Source organism: Bradyrhizobium murdochi (assembly GCF_000472965.1).
Taxonomy (GTDB): Bacteria; Pseudomonadota; Alphaproteobacteria; order Rhizobiales; family Xanthobacteraceae; genus Bradyrhizobium; species Bradyrhizobium murdochi.
Genome location: NZ_AXAU01000002.1, coordinates 408,900 through 424,826 on the forward strand (window position 1 = coordinate 408,900; position 15,927 = coordinate 424,826).

Annotated in this window: 22 protein-coding genes; 11 read left to right on the plus strand and 11 right to left on the minus strand. The window is 62.9% G+C overall.

Annotated features, from left to right (window positions below):
- The first annotated feature begins 461 nt into the window (after positions 1–461).
- Together YUO_RS0109335 and YUO_RS0109340 are read left to right on the plus strand one after the other, a co-directional pair.
- The gene (locus YUO_RS0109335; protein ID WP_028347005.1) at positions 462–692 is read left to right on the plus strand and encodes a hypothetical protein; all 231 of its coding nucleotides are present in this window, start codon (positions 462–464) and stop codon (positions 690–692) included.
- A 269-nt stretch (positions 693–961) separates the two neighbouring features.
- A complete protein-coding gene (locus YUO_RS0109340) occupies positions 962–1,252 on the plus strand; it encodes a hypothetical protein (protein WP_156908562.1) in 291 nt (96 codons plus the stop codon).
- Positions 1,253–1,280: 28 nt separating this feature from the next.
- On the opposite strand, the gene YUO_RS0109345 is transcribed toward YUO_RS0109340, so the two are convergent.
- A complete protein-coding gene (locus tag YUO_RS0109345; protein ID WP_028347007.1) occupies positions 1,281–1,694 on the minus strand; it encodes a VOC family protein in 414 nt (137 codons plus the stop codon).
- Positions 1,695–1,795: 101 nt separating this feature from the next.
- Between YUO_RS0109345 and YUO_RS0109350 the strand changes: the two genes are divergently transcribed.
- On the plus strand, positions 1,796–2,008 hold the full coding sequence (locus YUO_RS0109350; RefSeq protein ID WP_028347008.1) for a hypothetical protein: 213 nt from the start codon (positions 1,796–1,798) through the stop codon (positions 2,006–2,008).
- A 95-nt stretch (positions 2,009–2,103) separates the two neighbouring features.
- Here YUO_RS0109350 and YUO_RS0109355 read toward each other — a convergent pair whose 3' ends face one another.
- The 5 genes from YUO_RS0109355 to YUO_RS0109375 all read right to left on the minus strand — a co-directional run bounded on the left by YUO_RS0109355 (position 2,104) and on the right by YUO_RS0109375 (position 6,830).
- Positions 2,104–2,676: a DinB family protein gene (locus YUO_RS0109355; protein WP_028347009.1), complete on the minus strand. Its 573-nt coding sequence runs from the start codon at positions 2,674–2,676 to the stop codon at positions 2,104–2,106.
- A gap of 135 nt (positions 2,677–2,811) precedes the next feature.
- Positions 2,812–3,078 carry a YrhB domain-containing protein gene (locus YUO_RS0109360; protein WP_035726334.1) on the minus strand — a complete coding sequence of 89 codons (267 nt, stop codon included), beginning with the start codon at positions 3,076–3,078 and terminating at the stop codon, positions 2,812–2,814.
- Positions 3,079–3,189: 111 nt separating this feature from the next.
- The gene (locus YUO_RS0109365; RefSeq protein ID WP_028347011.1) at positions 3,190–5,463 is read right to left on the minus strand and encodes a xanthine dehydrogenase family protein molybdopterin-binding subunit; all 2,274 of its coding nucleotides are present in this window, start codon (positions 5,461–5,463) and stop codon (positions 3,190–3,192) included.
- A 17-nt stretch (positions 5,464–5,480) separates the two neighbouring features.
- Positions 5,481–5,957, minus strand: coding sequence for a (2Fe-2S)-binding protein (locus tag YUO_RS0109370; protein ID WP_028347012.1), 477 nt, complete (start codon positions 5,955–5,957; stop codon positions 5,481–5,483).
- Between the two features lie 3 nt (positions 5,958–5,960).
- Complete coding sequence (locus YUO_RS0109375; protein WP_028347013.1) at positions 5,961–6,830, minus strand: FAD binding domain-containing protein; 870 nt, start codon at positions 6,828–6,830, stop codon at positions 5,961–5,963.
- Positions 6,831–7,169: 339 nt separating this feature from the next.
- Here YUO_RS0109375 and YUO_RS0109380 point away from each other — a divergent pair, with 339 nt between their 5' ends.
- Positions 7,170–8,519 (plus strand): lytic murein transglycosylase, encoded by a 1,350-nt coding sequence (locus YUO_RS0109380; RefSeq protein ID WP_028347014.1) that lies wholly within the window; start codon positions 7,170–7,172, stop codon positions 8,517–8,519.
- Between the two features lie 197 nt (positions 8,520–8,716).
- Here the strand turns inward: YUO_RS0109380 and YUO_RS48640 are convergent, their stop codons facing one another.
- From YUO_RS48640 to YUO_RS0109390, 3 genes are all read right to left on the minus strand, one after another.
- Complete coding sequence (locus tag YUO_RS48640; RefSeq protein ID WP_347335916.1) at positions 8,717–9,001, minus strand: HD domain-containing protein; 285 nt, start codon at positions 8,999–9,001, stop codon at positions 8,717–8,719.
- Entirely contained in the window at positions 8,985–9,185 is a 201-nt protein-coding gene (locus tag YUO_RS48645) for a hypothetical protein (protein WP_347335917.1), read from the minus strand. The genes YUO_RS48640 and YUO_RS48645 overlap by 17 nt, the downstream gene beginning before the upstream one ends.
- Positions 9,186–9,299: 114 nt before the next feature.
- The gene (locus YUO_RS0109390; protein WP_028347015.1) at positions 9,300–9,740 is read right to left on the minus strand and encodes a hypothetical protein; all 441 of its coding nucleotides are present in this window, start codon (positions 9,738–9,740) and stop codon (positions 9,300–9,302) included.
- Between the two features lie 379 nt (positions 9,741–10,119).
- Here YUO_RS0109390 and YUO_RS0109395 point away from each other — a divergent pair, with 379 nt between their 5' ends.
- On the plus strand, positions 10,120–10,509 hold the full coding sequence (locus YUO_RS0109395) for a RidA family protein (RefSeq protein ID WP_028347016.1): 390 nt from the start codon (positions 10,120–10,122) through the stop codon (positions 10,507–10,509).
- 145 nt (positions 10,510–10,654) lie between these two features.
- On the opposite strand, the gene YUO_RS40325 is transcribed toward YUO_RS0109395, so the two are convergent.
- Complete coding sequence (locus tag YUO_RS40325) at positions 10,655–11,203, minus strand: DUF2380 domain-containing protein (protein ID WP_198028016.1); 549 nt, start codon at positions 11,201–11,203, stop codon at positions 10,655–10,657.
- 260 nt (positions 11,204–11,463) lie between these two features.
- Between YUO_RS40325 and YUO_RS0109405 the strand changes: the two genes are divergently transcribed.
- Together YUO_RS0109405 and YUO_RS0109410 are read left to right on the plus strand one after the other, a co-directional pair.
- Positions 11,464–11,715 (plus strand): hypothetical protein, encoded by a 252-nt coding sequence (locus YUO_RS0109405; RefSeq protein WP_028347017.1) that lies wholly within the window; start codon positions 11,464–11,466, stop codon positions 11,713–11,715.
- 177 nt (positions 11,716–11,892) lie between these two features.
- Positions 11,893–12,660: an SDR family NAD(P)-dependent oxidoreductase gene (locus YUO_RS0109410; RefSeq protein WP_028347018.1), complete on the plus strand. Its 768-nt coding sequence runs from the start codon at positions 11,893–11,895 to the stop codon at positions 12,658–12,660.
- A gap of 34 nt (positions 12,661–12,694) precedes the next feature.
- Here the strand turns inward: YUO_RS0109410 and YUO_RS0109415 are convergent, their stop codons facing one another.
- Positions 12,695–12,961: a DUF2277 domain-containing protein gene (locus YUO_RS0109415; RefSeq protein WP_028347019.1), complete on the minus strand. Its 267-nt coding sequence runs from the start codon at positions 12,959–12,961 to the stop codon at positions 12,695–12,697.
- A gap of 128 nt (positions 12,962–13,089) precedes the next feature.
- On the opposite strand from YUO_RS0109415, the gene YUO_RS0109420 reads away from it, so the two are divergent.
- From YUO_RS0109420 to YUO_RS0109435, 4 genes are all read left to right on the plus strand, one after another.
- Positions 13,090–13,329 (plus strand): DUF2188 domain-containing protein, encoded by a 240-nt coding sequence (locus tag YUO_RS0109420; RefSeq protein WP_028347020.1) that lies wholly within the window; start codon positions 13,090–13,092, stop codon positions 13,327–13,329.
- A gap of 222 nt (positions 13,330–13,551) precedes the next feature.
- Positions 13,552–14,616: an alpha/beta fold hydrolase gene (locus YUO_RS0109425; RefSeq protein WP_028347021.1), complete on the plus strand. Its 1,065-nt coding sequence runs from the start codon at positions 13,552–13,554 to the stop codon at positions 14,614–14,616.
- A gap of 194 nt (positions 14,617–14,810) precedes the next feature.
- On the plus strand, positions 14,811–15,164 hold the full coding sequence (locus tag YUO_RS0109430) for an invasion associated locus B family protein (protein ID WP_028347022.1): 354 nt from the start codon (positions 14,811–14,813) through the stop codon (positions 15,162–15,164).
- A gap of 65 nt (positions 15,165–15,229) precedes the next feature.
- The gene (locus YUO_RS0109435) at positions 15,230–15,832 is read left to right on the plus strand and encodes an MSMEG_1061 family FMN-dependent PPOX-type flavoprotein (protein ID WP_028347023.1); all 603 of its coding nucleotides are present in this window, start codon (positions 15,230–15,232) and stop codon (positions 15,830–15,832) included.
- The last annotated feature ends 95 nt before the right edge of the window (positions 15,833–15,927 follow it).

Here is a 15,927-nt window from a genome sequence, read left to right on the forward strand (position 1 = left end):
GCCGCAGCCTATCGTTTCCATCACTGCCGTCTCTGGAATACTGGATCGCCCGCCGGAGCCTGTCATCGGGCGCGCATTCGCGCGACCCGTTGGCGGGCGATGACGAGTAAGCGCGCTCCTGCGATGCATCGCGCCCGGGCTTTGCTTGATTCTTCGCCCCCGAAAATCAGAGGGCGCAGGGAAGGCCGGGCTGGCTGGCACCCGCGGTCTCGTGTGCAATAAGCGCTAAAGAAACGCACACGAGCATACAGGTATCAGCCGAAACAACCGGCCTTCCCTTACGCGCAGCGCCCCGCACCGCCGCCTGCGTACGAAAAATCGCCGTCGCGGGATCGTGTGGTTGCCCGGAAGATGAAGGACTGTTCATCAGCATTACATCGCGGGTCGGTCCATTGGGAAAAACTGGAACATCGCTGCATCCAGGACGTTGCATTTCGTCCAATGACACGAAGGAGAGATCGATGCTGAAACCATTGATTGCCGTGACCGCCGCCCTGCTGGTCGCAACCTCGGCGTTTGCGCAGAGCGACAAGATGAAATCCTCGGCTTCCTCTGAGTACTCGTCGGCACAGAAGAAGATGCAGAAGACGTCGGAACAGAAGATGAAGAAGAGCAAGGCTTCGACTGCGAAGGGGGCATCGGAAAGCGCACCCGGAACGACCACCGGATCGACTACGAAGCAGAAGTACTAATTCTCCAACAGCGCGGCCCGGCATCGCTGCCGGGCCGTTTTGCGTGCACATGTCCACAGGTTCGATCTTTCTACAGGGTCTCTCGCGTCATTTGCACAGTGCGATGCATCAATGGACCGCTTTCTCTCACCGGAAACCCGCTTCTGTGTCCCGCTGGTGACGATCACATTTAAAACGTGGGTATTCCGCAATTTTGCGATGGAACGGCCAAGCCGATTCGCTAGTTTGAGAGTAGCGATTCTCAGAACTCGCATATGGATGCAGGACCGATGTTGCGACTCGCCAAGCTGATGAACCCGTTCGAAATCGCCCAAGACCGGGTCACCCAAGACCGGATCACCCACGACCGGCCGCAGCCGATCGAACGCAAGGTGATCAATCGCGCCGCCCGTTCCACGCCGGTCTGCGCCGCCTGCGGTTCCGACGACATCATCTGCCATGCCACGGCGCAATGGAGCAATGAAGCGCAGGAATGGCAGCTCGCCAACACCTTCAACCAGCCGGCGCGCTGCAACACCTGTCACACCGACTGCAACCTGGTGTGGCTGACGCTGAATTAGGTGGCGGTAAAACTGTTTGTAGCCCGCATCAAATCTCCGCATACACCTCCAGCAGATTCCCGTCGGGATCCCTGAAGAACAGCGTGCGATGGCCGAACGGCTGGTTGGTCGGCGGCTCGAGCAGATCGACGCCGTGCCGCACCAGCTCGTCGGCGCAGCGATCGACGTCATCAGCGGCAACCTTGAACGCGAGCTGCAGCGAAGCGCTGCCGATCGGCGTCGGCGCATCCTTCGCCGTCCGGCTAGGCCGCGCCAGCGCGAGCGTGTTGCCGCCAATCTGGTATTCGATCCATCCCGCCGACAATTCGCGCGTCAGGGATAAGCGGAGCACGCCCTCATAGAAGCGGCGCATCGCCGCCATGTCGCGCACGAAGATGACGGTGTAGTCGATCGCGCGGATGGAATGGAAGGGGGAAGTGGTGGATGGATTCTGATCATTCACGGCTACGTCTCCACTTGGCTCGCCTTCACTCACGCCCTTATCACGACGTTAATCGTACACAAAATAGGCTGCTCGATCGTCTGAGAACAGAGTGACTGCCAATGGTAGCGCTTGAAGGCGTCTCACATATCCTCGGCCTGGTCTTTGGTTGGCTGTTCGGCTGGCCGCTAGGTCTCTTTCGCCGCTGGCTGGATCGCCAGCCGCATCGCGATCCTTCACAGATTTCATCGCTGGAGAAGTTTGGGCGACTGATGCTCGGGATCACCTTGACGTTGTGTGTCCTGATCCCGCTAGGCTGGCTGATTTTCAATTGAACCGAGCGACAGACCTGTAACCCGCACGAGCACAGCGACATGCGGGAATTCGAAGGAGTCCCCGGATGTCGCTTCGCTCATCCGGGCTACGCAGCTCACGTCGCAGGGTCCGAGCCGCCCCAAATCTTCTCCTCGCTCCAACCCAGCTCCGCAAATTCCGCCGCCCGCAACGGCGCTTCACCGGCCGAGAAAAACTCGTCGAGCTGAGGCGGGCTCACCGAGGTGCCGCTGAGCATGGCGTGGGCCTGGCCGCGATGGTGCACCTGGTGCTGGAACAGATGCAGAAGCAGACGGTCCATCCGCTCACGCTGGATGGAGGTGCCGCGATGCACCGACACGATGCGCTGCAATCCGGCTCCGTCGAGCGTTTCAACGACCTTGAGCAAACGTTGATCGACTGCGGCCTGCGCTTCCTTCAGCGCGGCGACCGTTGCGCAAGGCTCCTGATCCGCGAAGGCGGCCGGGCCGAGCGTGCCGCCTTCCATCGCGTCGACGTAAAAGTGGTCGATGATCAGGATGTGATTGAGTGTGGCGCGCAGGCTTGGAAAGAAGCCGGTTCGTTTGGCGGTGAATTCATCCTGCGACAGCCGCGTGCAGGCGGTGAGCAGCCGGTGGTTTGCCCAGGCGTTGTTGTACGCCATGGTGCGGAAGGGAAGTACGTCACTCATTGGCGTTGCCAACCAGTAGCCCGCACGAGCGCATGCGGGGAACGATAATGAAGGTCCCAGATATCGCTTCCACCTACGCTCGTAGAGCTTCGGCCGACAAGTCGCTCGTCCGGGTGACGCATGCGGCGCTTCGCGTTACAAACTTCTGATTGCTACCTGCCACGGGGTGGCGCTGGAGATTATTTTCACGACCCCGCTCCGATCGACAAATATCGGACCATTGCCAGCGAGACGGGAAGAAAAGTTGCCGGTCTCGGCGAATTCCTTGGTGTCATAAAAGAAGAGCCATCCTTCGTCGATTGCCTCATTACGAATTATATCGAACTCATCGTTGCTCGCGTCAGCAAGGCCCCGCACAGTTCTTTCGGCCAGATCCTTTGCCTGATCAAACGAGATCGTCATTTGTTTGTCCCATGACGGCAGACAGTGCGTAGGGCGGATCAGCGAAGCGTACTCCGCCGTCCGTGGCAAGAACGGTGGGTTACGCCTTCGGCTAACCCACCCTACAAGTCCCTACTCCGCCGCCTCTTGCATCGGCGCTTCCAGCTTCTCCAGCACCTTCGGTGGCGACATCGGCAGCGCGTAGAAACGTTTGCCGAGAGCGTTGTAGATCGCGTTGGCCACCGCGGCCATCACGGGCACCAGCGGCACTTCGCCGACTCCCTTGACGCCTTGCGGGTGTTTCGGATTCGGGATCTCGACCATGATGCAGTCGATCATCGGCAGGTCCGAGCAGACCGGCATGCGATAGTCGAGGAAGCCGGGGTTATCGACCTTGCCTTCCTTGGTGTAGATGTATTCCTCGTTCAGCGCCCAGCCGATGCCTTGCGCGACGCCGCCCTGGAGCTGGCCCTCGACATAACCGGGGTGGATGGCGCGGCCGACATCCTGTACGGCGGTGTAGCGGATCACGCGTGCGATGCCGAGATCGACGTCGACCTCGACGTCGCAGACATGCGTGCCGAAACCGCCGTCCGCGCCTTGGGTGTTGAGCTGCACGCCGGCGCCAATGGGGCCGCCCATCGCGGGCGCCTTCTCAGCGAGTTCTTCCAGCGTCAGCGGCTCGAACTGGCCGGCGTTCGGGCTTGCCGGATGCGCCGCGCCGTTCTCCCACTTCACCGCTTCGGGATCGATCTCCCAGATCTTGGCCGCGCGCTCGCGCAGGGTCTGGATGATCTTTTCAGTCGACTGCGTCACCACCATCGAAGACGCAAACAGCACGCGGCTGCCGCCGGTCAAGTTGGAGAAGCCGACCGTCTGGGTGTCGCCGATGATCACGGAGACGCGGCGGTAATCAATGCCAAGGAGCTCGGCGCAGATGTTGGCGATGCCAGCGCGCGAGCCGCCGATATCAGGATGCCCCGTCGTGACGACGACGTTGCCGTCTTCCGTGATGTTGACCTGCGCGGAGGATTCGCCGCCGGCGTTGAACCAGAAGCCGGAGGCGACGCCCCTGCCCCTCAATTTGCCGTTTCCGTCGCCGAGCGGCGCGGCGTAATGCGGGGAGGCTTTTGCTGCTTCCACGGTCTCGACATAGCCGATGCGCGGGAAGACCGGGCCGTGCGCGGCTTTGGTGCCTTCCTTCGCGGCGTTCTTCAGGCGGAAGTCGAGCGGGTCCATCTTCAGGGCTTCTGCGACTTCGTCGAGCACGCATTCCACTGCATAGGCGCCGATCGGCGCGCCCGGTGCGCGATAGGCCGCGACCTTGGAGCGGTTGGAGCAGACGTCATAGCCTTCCGAGAGCAGGTTCGGGATGTCGTATGGCGTGAAGCTGCAGCCCGCGGCGCCGCGGATCGGCGAACCCGGGAAGGCGCCGGCCTGCAGGTAGAAAGTGCCGTGCGCGGCGACGATCTTGCCGTCCTTGGTCGCGCCGATCTTCACCGTGCTCTTCGAGCCTGAGGTCGGGCCGGTCGCGCGCATCACCTCCTCGCGCGTCATCACCATCTTCACCGGACGGCCGGATTTTTTCGCAAGCAAGGTCGCAAGCGGTTCGAGATAGACGATGGTCTTGCCGCCAAAGCCGCCGCCGATCTCGGCGGGAATCGCGCGGATGTCGCTCTGCGGGATGCCGGTGAGATAGGCCGTCATCGCGCGCACCATGAACTGGCCCTGGCTGGAGCTCCAGATCGTGGTCTTGCCGTCTGGCGCGACCGAGATCAGGCAGGCATGCGGCTCGATATAGCCCTGGTGCACCGGGCGCGTGGTGAAGGTGCGCTCGATGACGATGTCGGCCTTCTTGAAGCCTTCCGCGATGTCGCCCTTCTTGTGCTCGAGGCGGCCGACGATGTTGGACGGCTTGCCGTCGAACTTGTTGAACTCGTGCAGGATCGGCGCATCTAGCTTGAGCGCGTCGTCAATCTCGATCGACCACGGCAACACCTCGTAATCGACCTCGATCAGCTTGCAGGCTTCCTCGGCGATCGCTTCCGTGGTCGCGGCGACGGCCGCGATGGGGTGGCCGGGAAACAGCGCCTTGTCGCGCGCCATCACGTTGCGGCACATCCAGCGCATGTCCTGGATGCCGAGCATCACAGCGCCCTTCTCGATCGGGAAATCGACGATGTCTTTCGAAGTGACGACGGCCTTGACGCCCGGCAGCTTCTCCGCTTTCGACGTGTCGATCGATCTGATGCGCGCATGCGGATGCGGGCTGCGCAAGACCTTGCCCCAGATCATTCCGGGCATGGTGGTGTCGGCGGCGAACTGGGCGCGGCCGGTGACCTTGTCCATGCCATCAGGGCGAATGGTGCGCTGGCCGATCCATTTGTTGTTGGTGACGAGGTTCATGGGCTGTCTCCCGAAAATTAGTGCGCGCGCATTTCGGCGGCGGTTTCCATCACCGCGCGGACGATCTTGTCATAGCCGGTGCACCGGCAGAGATTGCCGGCGAGCCAGAAGCGGACTTCCTCCTCGCTCGGGTCCGGATTTTTCTTGAGCAGCGCGTCGGAGGCGACCAGCATGCCCGACGTGCAGATGCCACACTGAAGCGCAGCCATTTCCAGGAATTTTTGCTGCAGCGGATGCAGACGCTCGCCCTGCGCCAGGCCCTCGATGGTCCTGATCTCGTGACCCTCGGATTCCACCGCGAGCATCAGGCAGGAGCAGACGAGGCGATCGTCAATCGTGATCGAGCAGGCGCCGCAATCGCCTGAGGCGCAGCCTTCCTTGGAGCCGGTCAAGCCCAGCGGCCCGCGCAGCGCGTCGAGCATGGTATCTGATGGCTCGCACAGAAATTCCATCGGCTCGCCGTTGATGGTGGTCGTGACGTGAACTTTGGCCATGAATTATTTTCCTGTAGCGCGTTGAGCAGCGATCGCGGCGGTGCGCTTGAGCAGCACGCCGGCCACCTTGATGCGATAGGCGATGGTGCCGCGCTTGTCGTCGATCGGGCGGCAGGCGGCGGAGCATGCGCTGGCTGCCTTTGCCAGCGCGGCGTCGTCGAGCTTTGAGCCAATCAGCGCTTTCGCAGCGTCTTCTACCAGCAGCACGGTCGGCGCCACCGCCCCCAAGCCGACGCGGGCTGATGTGACGATGCCGTCCTTCACGGTGAGGCTGACGCCGCAGCCGACCACGGCGATGTCCATTTCGGTGCGCGGGATCATGCGCAAGTAAGCATCGCTCGATCCGGGTGGGCGCTGCGGCAGCGTGAAGCTGACGAGGATTTCGCCGGGCTTTAAGTTGGTGCGGCCGGGGCCGGCAGGGACGTCCTCCACCTTCATCTCGCGGCGGCCATCCGGGCCCTGCACGGTGACGATGGCACCGGCCGCGACCATCGCGGGCACGCTGTCGCCGGCGGGCGAGCCGTTGCAGAGATTGCCGCCGGCAGACGCCCGGCCCTGCACCTGCTTGGAACCGATCAGGTTGACCGCTTCGAGCACGCCGGGCCAGACCTTGCCGAAATTCCGGTGTTCGGCGAGCGCCATGCCGGAGACAGCGGCGCCAATGCGAAAGCCGCCGTCGGCGGTCTGTTCGATTGCCGTCAGTTCGGGGATTTTCTTGATGTCGACGATCACGCCGGGCTTCAGCACGCCGGATCGCATCTGCACAAGAAGATCGGTGCCGCCGGCCAGGATGCGCGCCGCGCTGCCGGCTTTCGCAAATGCACCGACCGCTTCGTCAAGCGTATCAGGCGCCAAGTATCGGAGTTCCGTCATGGTCTTCCGCCATCTCCCTCGTTCCGCCCGCCCCAGTGATTGTCGGCTCACCTTCAAAAGTCGGGCAAAGGCCAAGCCTACACGGGGAAAAGCGGTTGGAACAGCCTGCGAGATCAGGTTGATACGGCAGGCTCCTATGCGCGTGACGGGGCTTGCACGGCCGATTGCTCCGAGGCGGCAGGCTGCAGGGTGGGCAAAGGCGCATTTGCGCCGTGCCCACCATATTGATTGAACTGGCCGGATTTGAAATGGTGGGCACGCGAAGCCTGTCATCGGGCGCGCATTCGCGCGACCCGGTGGCTCTGCCCACCCTACGATTCCTGCTCGCCGGTGACATTGATGCTGCTTCACAGATCCCTCGTTGCTGCCACGGCGTCCCTGCTTCTTTCATCTCTCGCCATCGCCCAACCAGTCCCCGCCCCAGTGCGTCCCGCACCGAGACCTGTGGTCGCACCGGCACCCGGTCAACAGCCCACTGCCGCCGCTCCGCGCGCACCCCGCGGCGCGGCCTGCCATAACGGGCTATCGTTCGAGCGCTTCCTGGCCGACCTCAAACAGCAGGCCGCAGCAGAGGGCGTGTCGCAGCGCACGTTGGCCGAAGCGGCGCCCTACCTCGTCTATGACCAGAGCATCGTCAACCGCGACCGCGGCCAGCGCGTGTTCGGCCAGGTGTTCACCGAGTTCGCGCGGAACAGGGCGTCCGATGGCGCGGCAAAAAATGCGCAGGCGCGAATCCGGATGCATGCGGCCGCGTTCAACCGCGCCGAGAAGGAATATGGCGTGCCGCCCGCCGTGATCGCTGCGTTCTGGGGGCTGGAGAGCAGTTTCGGCGCCGAGTTAGGCAATCTTCATACGCTGCGCTCGCTGGTGTCGCTGGCCTATGACTGCCGCCGCTCCGAGATGTTCAGCAAGGAAACCATCGCCGCGCTGAAGATCATCGAGCGCGGCGATCTCACGGCAAGCGAGATGATCGGCGCATGGGCCGGCGAACTCGGGCAGACGCAGTTCCTGGCGACGCACTACTTCAACTACGCGGTGGACTATGACGGCGACGGCCGCCGCAACCTGTTGCGCAGCGCGTCCGACGTGATCGGCTCGACCGCAAACTATATCGCCAACGGATTGAAATGGCGGCGCGGCGAGCCGTGGCTGCAGGAAGTGCGCGCGCCGCAAAATTTTCCGTGGGAGCAGGCTGACCTCACGACAAAACTGCCGCGCGCAAAATTCGCGCAGCTCGGCGTCACCTATCCCGACGGCCGGCCGCTGCCGAATGACGACCTGCCGGCCTCGCTGCTCTTGCCGATGGGCCGCACCGGACCGGCGTTCCTGGCCTATCCGAATTTCGCCGCCTATACCGAGTGGAACAACTCGCTGATCTATTCGACCACCGCCGCCTATCTCGCCAGCCGCATCGCCGGCGCCCCGCCAATGCGGCAGCCATCGGCGCCGGTGGCGCAACTGCCGCTCAACGAGCTGAAAGAGCTGCAGCAGCTCCTGGTGCGCGCGGGCCACAATGTCGGCAAGGTCGACGGCGTGATGGGGCAATTGAGCCGCACGGCGGTGAAGGCGATGCAGATCAAATACGGCCTGCCGGCGGATTCCTGGCCGACGGCGGAGCTCTTGGCACGGATGCGCGGCCCCAGCGTCCAGGCGCAGCCCGCCGGCCTGGTGATGCCTGCGGCGCGGTAGCTCTCTCTTCTCCCTCTCCCCGCTCTTCGCGGGGCCGCGACGAGCAAAGCTCGCGCTGAGAGGGTTGGGGTGAGGGGCCTCTCTCCACGGATGCGAATGCCTAGATACCTGTGCCCCCTCACCCGGATCGCATCTGACGATGCGATCCGACCTCTCCCCGCAAGCGGGGTTAGTTGAGCAGCATCATCAGGTAATCGTCAGCGAAAAGCGGCCAGTTCGCGCGCGAGATTTTCGCGGGCTTGGCCGTCATATCTTGCGGCAAAGGCCGGATCGGGAAAGATCACCGGCCGGGCGGCGAACTGGCCGAGCACCCTGGCGCGGCCGGCGCGATAGTCAGCGTCCGGCACGTGGATGAACTCCTGCCGGATCGCGGCAGCATAAGCGTCGTAGCGCGCGGGCTCGGCGCCGAGGATGCTGAGATCGATCGAGATCAGGATCGCGCCCAGGCGGTCACCGTGCTGGACGTCATGCGTCCTGGTCATTGTCCGAGCGGGTCGGGTCGTAAACGACATCGTGCCACCAGATCGCCTCGGTCAGGATTTCGCGCTCGGCTGCCGAAAGATTGTCGACGCGCGCGAGCGCAGCAAGACAGTCTTCGATGTGCGAGAGGTTGTGATAGTGACGGCCCGGCGCCGTGTAGGCGGTGATAAGCTGATCGCGGTTCATCGCAAGGCTCCGCGTCTCTGCTGTAGGGTGGGCAAAGGCGCGAAGCGACGTGCCCACCATCCAACACGCTGATCGAAGTGGTGGGCACGCTGCGCTTTGCCCACCCTACAAGTTCTACCGCATCGTAATCGCTAATCCGCTGAGATCGGCGTTCGCCATCAAGCCGACCTGGTGCCCGGTCAATTCCAGCACCGCGCCCTTCTGGTTGGTGAGCACGATCGCGCGCGCGCCGCGGCCGACCGCCAGGCCCGCGCCGGCTGCGCCGTAGACGCCGGCGACATCGGAGGGGCGCCAGATGTTGCTGACGCGGCCGCGCAGCACCGTCTTCGATCCGCCGAACACCAGGCCGTAGTCGAGCCCGCCGGTCGACAGCGGATAGCGTCGCCCGTGAAAATTCAGAACGCCGCTGCCGCCGGAACCGCCGATGATCCATCCCGCCTTGTAGATCGTGAGCTGCACGAAACCTTCGTCGGCATGCGCGGCGGAGGACAGCGTGACGCTGGCGAAGGCCGCAAACGCGAGCACAGTGGCGCGAACGGCGGATGGCATGTTCATGGATCGTATCTCCGGAGATCTTGCAAATCGGAAAAGTGTCAGGCGGGCTTTGCGGCGCAGGTTGAGTCGCAACTATCGGATTGTAGCCGATCGGCGCAAGGGGCAAAGCATATTCAGGCCCTGCGCGACGCGCTCTGGGCCGACCCGCGCCGTACGCCCGACACAATTTCATCACGATTGCACGAACAAAAAATTGCGGACCTGTGAACTGCATTACTGTCACAGCAACCGTAGCCCGCTATTTCGGGTCGAGTGAATTTCCTTGACGGGCGGGACCTTCAAACCAATCGGCGGGTCGTGAAGCGCGTGCGCCGCTGCCTTTCCAGCGAGGCAGCGGCGCGTTAGGCTTCAAGGCACCGAACCATCCACGAGGTGTCCCATGCCCCCGATCCAGCATTTTGCGCCACCCGCCGGCGTCAAGGCCCCGCCGCTATCCTTTGCCACACGCACCGGCGACCTGCTGTTCATCTCGGGCATTCCGGGTTTTGACGACAAGGGTGCGCTGGCGGATGGTTTCGAGGCGCAGTTCGGCTTCGTCGTCGTCAATATCAAGCGCGTGCTCGACGAGGCCGGCGCGACGTTTCGCGATCTGGTCAAGGTCAACGTGCTGCTGACGCGCGCATCCGACGTCGCCACGATGAATGTGCTGTATGCGTCGGCGTTCGGGCCGGCGCCCTACCCCGCCCGCACCACCTGCGTGGTGCAGGCGCTGCCCGACCCGAAAATGCTGATCGAGATCGAAGCTGTTGCCTCACTGGCGAAGGCCTAGGGCGGATTGCTCTACTGCGTCACCTACTTGAACCCTCATCCTGAGGAGCCCACGAGAAGCGGGCGTCTCGAAGGATGTAGGCCACGGATCGGGCCTGATGGTTCGAGACGCGCTTCGCGCTCCTCACCATGAGGGGCTTATGACCTCACGGCTTCGGCATGGATTCCTTCAGCGTATTGCCGACGAAATCGGCGGCATGGCGATAGGCGGCATCGTTGTCGCCGCGGAACGTCACCGTTCGCCGCATCAACAGTTTCTCGGCTTCGAGGTCGAGCAACTGGATTTCGCCCCATTGCACCAGCGTGCTCATCTTGCGGATACCGCCATAGACCACGAGCCGCGCGCCGGCCTTGCGTGCGGCGGCGATGAAGACGTCCTGCGACATGCTGGTGGCCGTGCAGGGGTGATCGGGGCATTCGATCGGCACCACGCGATAACCGCCCTGCGCCGCGAGATTGTCGCGCAGCAACGCGGCAAACGACGCCACGCGGGCGCGATGCTCCGCGCTCTGGTCCACTACCTCTCCCGACGTGTCGAAATAATCGAAATCTGCGACAGCCACGGCGATCGGCGCAGCGGCCGGCGATCCACCCGAGGCAAACGACACTGCGGCCGCCGCGCATAGCATCGTCAGGGCGATCCTTGCGCGGCTGCACGCGCGTGACACCCGCCATGACGTTGCTGTCTGCATCATGCCTGACTTCCTTCCATCCAACCCTGGCCTTGTCGCTAACCGCCAAATTGTAGCAGCGCGTAAGGATTTCGCTAACCCATTCCGTCGCTCCGCATCTTTGCGAGGATGACGCGCCGGCTTTTTTCGAAAGCCGCATTTGAACCAATCACGCATCAGTGACAACAAAGGAATGCCCGGTCATCCCCGGCCGGGAGCCCCGCTCCCTTAATTCCCCTTGCGGAGCGTGGCCTGCGCATTTCCATGACAGGAGTATTCTGCCTATGCTTCGCGTTACCGCCCTTGCTGCCACCGCCGGGATCGCCTTCACCGCGCTTGCCGCGACCAGCCCCGCCGAAGCCGCCTTTCACCTGATCCGCTGGGAAGGCACCGGCGTCTGCCAGGTCTGGGACCAGAGCATTCCGACCAAGCCGATCCCGTCGAACTACAAGACCGTCAGCAAGCCGGTCCCGACATTTGCCGCAGCCCTCGCTGTGAAGGACGACATGCTCAAGAAGGGCACCTGCACGCTGTAGCGCATAGCAGTTCCGTAGGATGGGTGGAGCGAAGCGATACCCATCATTTCGTTCATCGGGACCAATTGATGGGTTTCGCTTTCGCTCTACCCATCCTACGGACTGCAACGTTACCATCTTGTGCGCGCGGGCACGCTTGCTATCCTCCGGCAAAACCCAAGCAAGAGGAAACGCGCCATGCCCCTTCTCCAAAATCACATCGCCGTCGTCACCGGCGCAGGCTCCGGCATCGGGCGCGCGATTGCGAGCGGCTATGCACGGGAGGGCGCGCGGGTCGTGCTGCTCGACAGGGACGAGAACGCGGTGGCAGAAGCGGCAAAGGAAGTCCGCGACGCCGGCGGCATGGCCGAAAGCTTTGCGCTCGACGTCAGCAAGCGCGAGGATTGCGTCGCGATGGCCAAGCAGGTCGCCGATAAGGTCGGCCAGGTCTCGATCCTCGTCAACAATGCCGGCATCGTCCGCCGCAACGGCATGTTGGGCGCGGCGGAGGCCGTGATCAGCGACTGGGAAGACATTATCGCGATCAACCTCACCGGCGTCTTCAACGTGACGCATGCCTTTCTCGAACCCTTGCGCGCGAGCAAGGGGCGCATCGTCAATATCGGCTCGATCCAATCCTTCGTGCATGTGCGCACGCCGAGCTCGCCAGCCTACACCGCCTCCAAGCACGGCGTGCTCGGTTTCACCAAAGCGCTCGCCGCCGAACTCGGCAAGGAAGGCGTCCGCGTCAATGCAATCGGTCCCGGCTTCATCGCAACGCCACTGAACGCCAACGCCCGCGCCAACAATCCGGACCTGGTGAAGACCTTCATGGATCACACGCCGCTCGGCCGGCCCGGCACCGCGGAAGACATCGTCGGCCCCGCGATCTTCCTGGCGTCCGATCTGTCGGCTTACGTCTCCGGGTCGATCGTGATGGTCGACGGTGGCTATCGGGCGGTGTGAGGTCTGATCGCTGGGGATCTTGCTTCGCCAGGGTTTACCCAAACCGCGCCCGCGAGCGCTCCCTCGCCTTTTCGGCCTCGACCTCGCGGTCGCGCGGCGGTGCGTTGGTCTGCAACGACGCCAGCAGACGCCGCGCGCTGTCGGAGACCTCGGAAACCGCGCGGTTGAACGCCTCGGCGTTCGCCTGCGACGGCGAATTGAAGCCGGAGAGCTTGCGCACGAATTGCAGCGCGGAGGCATGGATCTCCGCGTGCGTGGCCGGGGGATCGAAATTGAACAAGGTCTTGATGTTACGGCACATGGTTCTCTCTTCTGCAGAGGTCTTCGATCAAGGACGAACGGCCGGTGCAAAATCCGACAGCGTGGCTTATTCTGTCATGAATCTAGCGGTGCGTTCACCCTGTCGGTACCCGGAACAGCGAGTTCCCGATGACCCGTGTGACCTACAAGATCGTCGAACATGACGGCGGCTGGGCCTACACCGTCGACGGCGTGTTTTCAGAGCCATTTCCGAACCGCGCCGTGGCGCTGGCAGCCGCCCGGCGTGCGGCCGCCGAGCAGCGGGTGCCCGGCCGCACCGAGGTGATCGAATACGAAACCGCTGACGGACGATGGCACTCGGAAACCGCCGCCGGCAACGACCGGCCGGAAACCGAGGTGGACGGTTAGAGCGTTTTCCAGCGAAAGCCTGCCCCGGACTTGATCCGGGGTGGACATCCGTTCGCGTCAAGAAAACGCGTCAAAACAGAAACCTAGAGCCCGGTTCTGATTCAATCAGAACCGAAATGCTCTGGTGCATTGTGCGGCGATGTCGTGACGGAGAAATAGCCCGTGTGCTAGGTTCCCCGCCAAGCGGTTCGCAAAGATAGCCGCAGCTTTGGGGAGACTATGATGAATTTTTCGCACGCCGCCTTTTCGGCCGCCGCATTGGCCCTGACCACCGTCACTGCTTTCGCAGCCGACTATCCCACACCGAAGCAGGGCGACTGGATCGCCAAAGATTTCAAATTTCACACCGGCGAGACGCTGCCGGAGCTACGGTTGCACTACACCACGATCGGCGAGCCGACCGGTCAGCCCGTGCTGGTGTTGCACGGCTCGGGCGGCTCGGCGGCCAGCATGCTGACGGCCACCTTCGGCGGCGAGTTGTTCGGCCCTGGCCAGCCGCTGGATGCAACGAAGTACTACATCATCATTCCGGACAGCGTCGGCCACGGCAAATCGTCAAAGCCTTCGGACGGCATGAAGACGGCGTTTCCGAAATACAATTACGACGACATGGTCGACGCGCAGCATCGCCTGGTCACGGAAGGTCTCGGCGTAAAGCATCTGCGGCTCGTGATCGGCAATTCGATGGGCGGCATGCACACCTGGATCTGGGGCGGCAAATATCCGAAATTCATGGACGCGCTGGTGCCGATGGCCTCGCAACCGACCGAGATGGCGGCGCGCAACTGGATGCTGCGGCGGATGATGCTGGAGACCATCAAGAACGATCCCGATTACAATCGCGGCAATTACATCACCCAGCCGCGCATGATGAAGTACGCCATCAACGCCTTCGGCATTGCGACCGGCGGCGGCACGCTGGCCTATCAGGCGCTGGCGCCGACGGCGGCGAAAGCTGACAAGCTGGTCGACGACCGCCTGGCAACCGCGATCACTGCCGATGCCAACGACTTCATCTACCAGTGGGAAGCCTCGCACGATTACAATCCGGCGCCTTCGCTCGAGAAGATCGAAGCCACGCTGCTCTTGATCAATGCCGCCGACGACGAGCGCAATCCGCCGGAAACCGGCGTCACCGAGGCGGCGATGAAGCGCGTCAAGAACGGTCGACTGTTCCTGATCCCGGCCTCCAGCGAGACGCGCGGCCATCTCACGACAGGCAATGCGAAGTTCTACAAGAAGGAGCTGCAGGAGTTGCTGCAGAGCGCGCCGCAACGAGCAATGTAAGCCTGGGCCTTTGGAAGGAGCGCAATGCGCGCGCGACAAGAAGAAGCCATGATTTCGCACCGCATCAAATCTGCCTCGCTTTCATCGCTCATTATTTGAGCGTGCATCGACAAGCGGGCTCCGCTTGAATTGTCCTTGCATTGCGAATCGTCGATGTCCTGCGCCGTCGCGAGGACAAGCAGCGGAGGGATCGGATGCGAAGGCTTGCGCCATTGGTCCTGCTGGCCTGCCTTTCGATGTCGGCCAGCGCAGCGCTTGCGGTAGACAGGGGTCAGTACGACCACGTGCCGCCTGATATCCGCGCCTGGTTCAAGAGCGTGATCGCACCGAACGGCGTACCCTGCTGTGATATTTCCGACGGCCATCGCACCAGCTACGACGTTCGCGGCGGCGCCTATTGGGTGCCGATCGAGGGCCAATGGATGCAGGTGCCCGAGCGCGCGGTCATTCGCGACCAGCGCAACCCGATCGGCGAAGCCGTGGTGTGGTACGTGCATCACCGCGGCAGCATCATCATTAGCTGCTTCGTGCCGGCGGACGCGGTCTAGATTCTTCAAGATGACGGTGGCACCGGCGGATGATAATCTGACGGAAAATCGCAAAGGAGCCGCCCTTGTCCGATCTTGCCCCCTCTGATCTTGCCACGATCTATCCCGCTCCCACGCCGCGCGTGATCGCCAAGGCGCGGCCAGAGATCGATGCGCATGCGAAAAAATTCATCGGCATGTCGCCGTTCTGTGTGCTAGCGACTTCAGGCTCGGACGGCAGCGTCGATGCGTCGCCGCGCGGCGGCAATCCCGGCTTCGTCCATGTCGGCGGACCGAACCTTTTGTTGATGCCGGATCGTTCGGGCAACAACCGGATCGACAGTTTTCGCAACATCGTCGAGGGATCAGGCTTCGTGCAGTTGATCTTCTTCGTGCCCGGAATCGACGAGACGCTGCGCGTCGGCGGCAAGGGCAAGCTATCTGTCGATCCGGAGTTGATGGCGTCGATGATCGAATTCGGCAAGCCGCCGCGCGCGGTGCTGCATATCGACGTGAGGGAAACCTATTTCCACTGCGGCAAGGCGCTGATGCGCTCGAAACTGTGGGCGGCTACGCAGGTCGAACGCTCGGTGATGCCGAGCATCGGCGAGGTGATCCACGACCAGACCGGACTTGGCGAGCGCGAAAGCCAGGCGGAGATCTACGAGCGCTACAAGACGCAGTTATGAGGAGTCGGCCGAGCTGACCGCCAATCGAAGCTCGGCCAGGCGGCTTTCCCTCTCAGCGATCCACTGCTCTACTTTTTTTGCCTGACTTGGCCCGA

Excerpts from the sequence above, each read along its gene's own strand:
- YUO_RS40325 (WP_198028016.1), bottom strand. The coding sequence starts at position 11,203 with ATGATGCAGACAGCAACGTCATGGCGGGTGTCACGCGCGTGCAGCCGC.
- YUO_RS0109350 (WP_028347008.1), top strand. The coding sequence starts at position 1,796 with ATGGTAGCGCTTGAAGGCGTCTCACATATCCTCGGCCTGGTCTTTGGT.
- YUO_RS0109380 (WP_028347014.1), top strand. The coding sequence starts at position 7,170 with ATGCTGCTTCACAGATCCCTCGTTGCTGCCACGGCGTCCCTGCTTCTT.
- YUO_RS0109375 (WP_028347013.1), bottom strand. The coding sequence starts at position 6,830 with ATGACGGAACTCCGATACTTGGCGCCTGATACGCTTGACGAAGCGGTC.
- YUO_RS0109370 (WP_028347012.1), bottom strand. The coding sequence starts at position 5,957 with ATGGCCAAAGTTCACGTCACGACCACCATCAACGGCGAGCCGATGGAA.
- YUO_RS0109365 (WP_028347011.1), bottom strand. The coding sequence starts at position 5,463 with ATGAACCTCGTCACCAACAACAAATGGATCGGCCAGCGCACCATTCGC.
- YUO_RS0109420 (WP_028347020.1), top strand. The coding sequence starts at position 13,090 with ATGACCCGTGTGACCTACAAGATCGTCGAACATGACGGCGGCTGGGCC.
- YUO_RS0109430 (WP_028347022.1), top strand. The coding sequence starts at position 14,811 with ATGCGAAGGCTTGCGCCATTGGTCCTGCTGGCCTGCCTTTCGATGTCG.
- YUO_RS0109395 (WP_028347016.1), top strand. The coding sequence starts at position 10,120 with ATGCCCCCGATCCAGCATTTTGCGCCACCCGCCGGCGTCAAGGCCCCG.
- YUO_RS48640 (WP_347335916.1), bottom strand. The coding sequence starts at position 9,001 with ATGACCAGGACGCATGACGTCCAGCACGGTGACCGCCTGGGCGCGATC.
- YUO_RS0109340 (WP_156908562.1), top strand. The coding sequence starts at position 962 with ATGTTGCGACTCGCCAAGCTGATGAACCCGTTCGAAATCGCCCAAGAC.
- YUO_RS0109390 (WP_028347015.1), bottom strand. The coding sequence starts at position 9,740 with ATGAACATGCCATCCGCCGTTCGCGCCACTGTGCTCGCGTTTGCGGCC.
- YUO_RS0109360 (WP_035726334.1), bottom strand. The coding sequence starts at position 3,078 with ATGACGATCTCGTTTGATCAGGCAAAGGATCTGGCCGAAAGAACTGTG.
- YUO_RS0109335 (WP_028347005.1), top strand. The coding sequence starts at position 462 with ATGCTGAAACCATTGATTGCCGTGACCGCCGCCCTGCTGGTCGCAACC.
- YUO_RS0109415 (WP_028347019.1), bottom strand. The coding sequence starts at position 12,961 with ATGTGCCGTAACATCAAGACCTTGTTCAATTTCGATCCCCCGGCCACG.
- YUO_RS48645 (WP_347335917.1), bottom strand. The coding sequence starts at position 9,185 with ATGAACCGCGATCAGCTTATCACCGCCTACACGGCGCCGGGCCGTCAC.
- YUO_RS0109405 (WP_028347017.1), top strand. The coding sequence starts at position 11,464 with ATGCTTCGCGTTACCGCCCTTGCTGCCACCGCCGGGATCGCCTTCACC.
- YUO_RS0109410 (WP_028347018.1), top strand. The coding sequence starts at position 11,893 with ATGCCCCTTCTCCAAAATCACATCGCCGTCGTCACCGGCGCAGGCTCC.
- YUO_RS0109355 (WP_028347009.1), bottom strand. The coding sequence starts at position 2,676 with ATGAGTGACGTACTTCCCTTCCGCACCATGGCGTACAACAACGCCTGG.
- YUO_RS0109425 (WP_028347021.1), top strand. The coding sequence starts at position 13,552 with ATGAATTTTTCGCACGCCGCCTTTTCGGCCGCCGCATTGGCCCTGACC.